Origin of the sequence: Streptomyces sp. SID5785, assembly GCF_009870065.1 — a bacterium.
GTDB lineage: Bacteria > Actinomycetota > Actinomycetes > Streptomycetales > Streptomycetaceae > Streptomyces.
Map to the genome: position 1 here is coordinate 1 of NZ_WWIA01000825.1, position 3,686 is coordinate 3,686.

Annotated in this window: 3 protein-coding genes and 1 pseudogene; all 4 read right to left on the minus strand. The window is 72.5% G+C overall.

Going from position 1 to position 3,686, the window contains the following annotated elements; translation table 11 throughout:
* Window positions 1-269: pseudogene (locus GTW43_RS26850) on the minus strand (carbohydrate ABC transporter permease); the annotation flags it as partial.
* Window positions 266-1,243 carry an ABC transporter permease subunit gene (locus tag GTW43_RS26855; RefSeq protein ID WP_161304551.1) on the minus strand — a complete coding sequence of 326 codons (978 nt, stop codon included), beginning with the start codon at window positions 1,241-1,243 and terminating at the stop codon, window positions 266-268. The pseudogene GTW43_RS26850 and the gene GTW43_RS26855, both read right to left, overlap by 4 nt.
* A gap of 100 nt (window positions 1,244-1,343) precedes the next feature.
* A complete protein-coding gene (locus GTW43_RS26860) occupies window positions 1,344-2,366 on the minus strand; it encodes a hydroxyacid dehydrogenase (RefSeq protein ID WP_161304552.1) in 1,023 nt (340 codons plus the stop codon).
* 15 nt (window positions 2,367-2,381) lie between these two features.
* Window positions 2,382-3,686, minus strand: a 1,305-nt coding sequence (locus GTW43_RS26865; protein WP_237536830.1) for a glycoside hydrolase family 38 C-terminal domain-containing protein, incomplete at its 5' end; no start/stop codon positions are given.

Below are 3,686 nucleotides of genomic sequence, written 5' to 3' on the forward strand. Positions count from 1 at the left end.
AGCCCGCCGGAGAGCAGCGCCGAGTAGGCGGAGAAGCTCGGACGGTCCGGCCACAGGACGTAGCCGCCGGCCTTGGTGACCTGCGCGGTGTCGGCGAGCGAGGTCGAGATGATCGCGAGGAACGGCAGCAGCACCAGGACGACGCAGATCAGCAGGATCAGCGACTTCAGGGCACGCCACGGCGGGGATCCGGGTGTCTCGCCGGGGATGGCGCTGTAGGCGCGGTGCGGCCTGCGGCGCACCGGGTGTGCGGGGGACAGCGTGGTCATGACTTGTAGACACCTTCCTCGCCGAAGAAGTGGGCGATCTTGTTGGCGCCCAGGACGAGGACGACTCCGACGAGCCCCTTGACGAGGCCGACGGCGGCGCTGACCCCCCAGTCACCGCCCACGAGGCCGTGGTTGTAGACGTAGGTGTCCATGACCTCGCTGTTGTCCAGACCGACGCCGCCCTGTTGCAGCAGGATCTGTTCGAAGCCGACGGACAGGGCGTCGCCGAGCCGGAGGATGAGCAGCAGGACGACCAGGCCGCGCAGCGCGGGCAGGGTGACGTGCCAGGTCTGGCGCAGCCTGCTCGCGCCGTCCATCGCGGCGGCCTCGTAGAGGTCGTTGTCGACGCGGGACAGGGCGGCGAGGAAGAGGATGGTGCCCCAGCCGGTGTCCTTCCAGATGACCTGGGAGGTGAGCAGCGACTTGAACAGCTCCGGGTTGCCGATGACGTTCCAGGTGCCCAGGTCGTGCGCCTGGAGGAACAGGTTGAGCATGCCGGTGTTGCCCAGCATCTGCTGGAACAGGGCGACGACGACCACCCACGACAGGAAGTGCGGCAGGTACAGCACGTTCTGCACCCACTTCTTGACGCGCTCGCTGACCAGGCTGTTCAGCGCGAGGGCCAGCAGGATCGGCGCGGGGAAGACGAACACGACCTGGATCAGCGTGAGCTGCAGGGTGTTGGCCAGTGCCCGCAGGAACTGCTCGTCGCCGTTGAACAGGACGTCGAAGTTGTCCAGGCCGCTCCAGGGGCTGTGCAGGATGCCGATGTAGGGCTGGTAGTCCTGGAACGCGATGACGTTGCCGAGCAGCGGCACGTAGTGGAACAGCAGGAGGACGGTCAGGCCCGGTATCGCGAACCAGAACAGGGCCTTGTCGCGGCGGCCGGCCGGGCGGAGCCGGCGCGGCCGCCGCGTGTCCACCCCTCTGCCCTCCTCGGCCGCCGTGGCGGCCGGTCGTTGAACCGTTGTCATGAGCTGGAGCCCTTTCCTCGTCGAAAGACGGCTGTGGGTGCCACGTCCCGGTCCGCCGGAGCGGCAGGGAGCGGCAGGAGTGCTGCGGGCGGGCGGTGGCTCAGGCCAGCCGGGCGAGTGCGTCCCGCGTGACCCGGCCACGCAGGGGCTCGCCCGCGAGCCAGCGCGCGGTCTCGGCGACCGCGTACTCCCCGAGCCGCCGCACCTCCGAGCCCTGCGCGCCCGCGATGTGCGGAGTGAGGAGCACGTTCGGCAGGGACCTCAGCGGATGGCCGGGCGGCAGCGGCTCGGGGTCGGTCACGTCGAGGTACGCGTCCAGGCGGCCCGACGCACAGGCGCGCGTCAGCGCCTCGGTGTCGACGATCGGGCCCCGCGCGGTGTTGATCACCGCGGCACCGTCGGGGAGCAGCGCCAGCATCTGCTCGCTCAGCAGGCCCGTGGTCCCCGGCAGCAGCGGCGCGTGGACGCTCACCACCGCCGAGCGCCGGCAGAGGCCGGGGAGGTCCACCCGCTCCGCGCCCAGCGACCGGGCCTCGGCGTGGGACACGTACGGATCGCTGAGCAGGATCCGGTAGTTCGCGTCCGAGCGCACCAGGCGGTCGATCACCCCGCGTCCGATGCGGGACGCGCCGACGATCCCCACCGTCAGGCCGTCGCCGCCGGACCGCAGCGTGTGGTCCGGCCAGCCCGTGCGGTACCCCGCCGCCATGCTCAGCGTCCGCCGGGCGGCGAGCGTGATCAGGGCGACGGTGTACGCGACGACCGGACCCGCGTTGGCGTCGGCGGCCGACGACACGGCGATGCCGCGTTCCCACACCGCCTCGCTCACCAGTTCCTTGACCGTACCGGCGGCGTGCAGCACCGCCCGCAGCCTCGGCGCGCCGGCAAGTACCTCGGCCGTGAGCCGCGGGCAGCCCCAGCCGCTGACCAGCAGCTCCGCCTCGGCGAGCACCTCCGCATCGGGGTAGGCGGTGTGGACCGGAGCGCCCGACGGCCCCGGGACCAGCCGCACCATGGAGGCCAGCTCGTCCCGCAGATCCGCGGGCAGGACGAGATCGGCGACGTCGGGACTCATCACGCACACAGCCGCCGGACGGCGCGCGGGGGCCGATGGGGTCGTCATGGGGGTTCCGTCCTCTCAGACGCGCGGCAGCCGCAGGGTCACCATCTGGAACGGCCGCAGTTCGAGCGGCACACCTCCGTCGGCCGCGCACGGCAGCGGGGCGTCGGGGAGCGGGCGTTCCAGCAGGTCGGTGCGGACCGCGCGCGCGGGGTCGAAGCCGTCGGCCCGGACCGTGGTGCGGGCGCGGGCGCCGTTCGCCTCGTAGAGCCGGACGACCAGGTCGCCGCTGCGGTCGTCGGCGAGCTTGACGGCGCTCACCACGACGGCGTCCTCGCCCACCGTCACGAGCGGCGCCACGTCCGGGCCGCCGGTCACACGGCGCTCCGGCAGATGGGCCCGGTGGCCCTCGCGGACCGCGTCGCCGATCGCCGCGCCCGGCACCAGCGCATGCCGGAAGACGTGCACACCCTGGTCCGTCTCCGGGTCCGGATAGCGCGGGGCGCGCAGCAGCGAGGCGCGGACCGTCGTGGTGGTGCCGCCGTCGGCGCGCACCGTGCGGGTCACGTCGTGGCCGTACGTGGCGTCGTTGACGAGCGCGACGCCCCAGCCCGGCTCGTCGACGTGGACGAACCGGTGGTTGCAGGCCTCGAACTTGGCCCACTCCCAGCTCGTGTTCTGGTGGGTGGGCCGGTAGACGTGCCCGAACTGCGTCTCCGAGGCGTATCGGTCGGCCTTCACGTCGAGCGGAAAGGCGAGCTTCAGGAACCGCTCGCTCTCGTGCCAGTCCACCTCGGTCTCGATGTCGAGCCGTCCGGCGTCCCGCGGCACGGACAGCAGCTGGGTGACGCGTGATCCGCCGAAGGCCCGCTCGACGCGCACCGCGGTCCCCTCGACGCGCAGCCCGGTCACGTCGACGAGGTCGCTGCCGGTGTTGCGGTAGAACGCGTCGACGTCCCAGGCGTCCCATTGGTTGGGGAAGTCGGGATGCAGCTGGAGCAGGTTCGCCGCCTGTCCCGGGGCGACGGCCTCGCGCCCGGCCGTGTGGTCGTACACGGAGACGACCAGGCCGCGTCCGTCGATCTCCACCCGCAGCAGGCCGTTGTCGAGGACGTGGCCGCCGCCCTCGCGGGGCACGGGCGGCACACCCCCGCCGGCGCCGGCCGCGGCAACCGAGGCACCGCCGGACGGGACACCGTGACGCGTGTGCGGGGCGGGATTGAAGACCAGCTCACGGTCCCCGTCACCGGCGAGTGCGCGCTGCGCACCGGCGATGATGCCCTCCAGCTCCGCGGCCACCCCGGCGTACGTCTCCCTGGCCTCGCGGTGCACCCAGGCGATCGACGAGCCCGGCAGGATGTCGTGGAACTGGTGGAGCAGCAC

Excerpts from the sequence above, each read along its gene's own strand:
- GTW43_RS26860 (WP_161304552.1), bottom strand. The coding sequence starts at position 2,366 with ATGACGACCCCATCGGCCCCCGCGCGCCGTCCGGCGGCTGTGTGCGTG.
- GTW43_RS26855 (WP_161304551.1), bottom strand. The coding sequence starts at position 1,243 with ATGACAACGGTTCAACGACCGGCCGCCACGGCGGCCGAGGAGGGCAGA.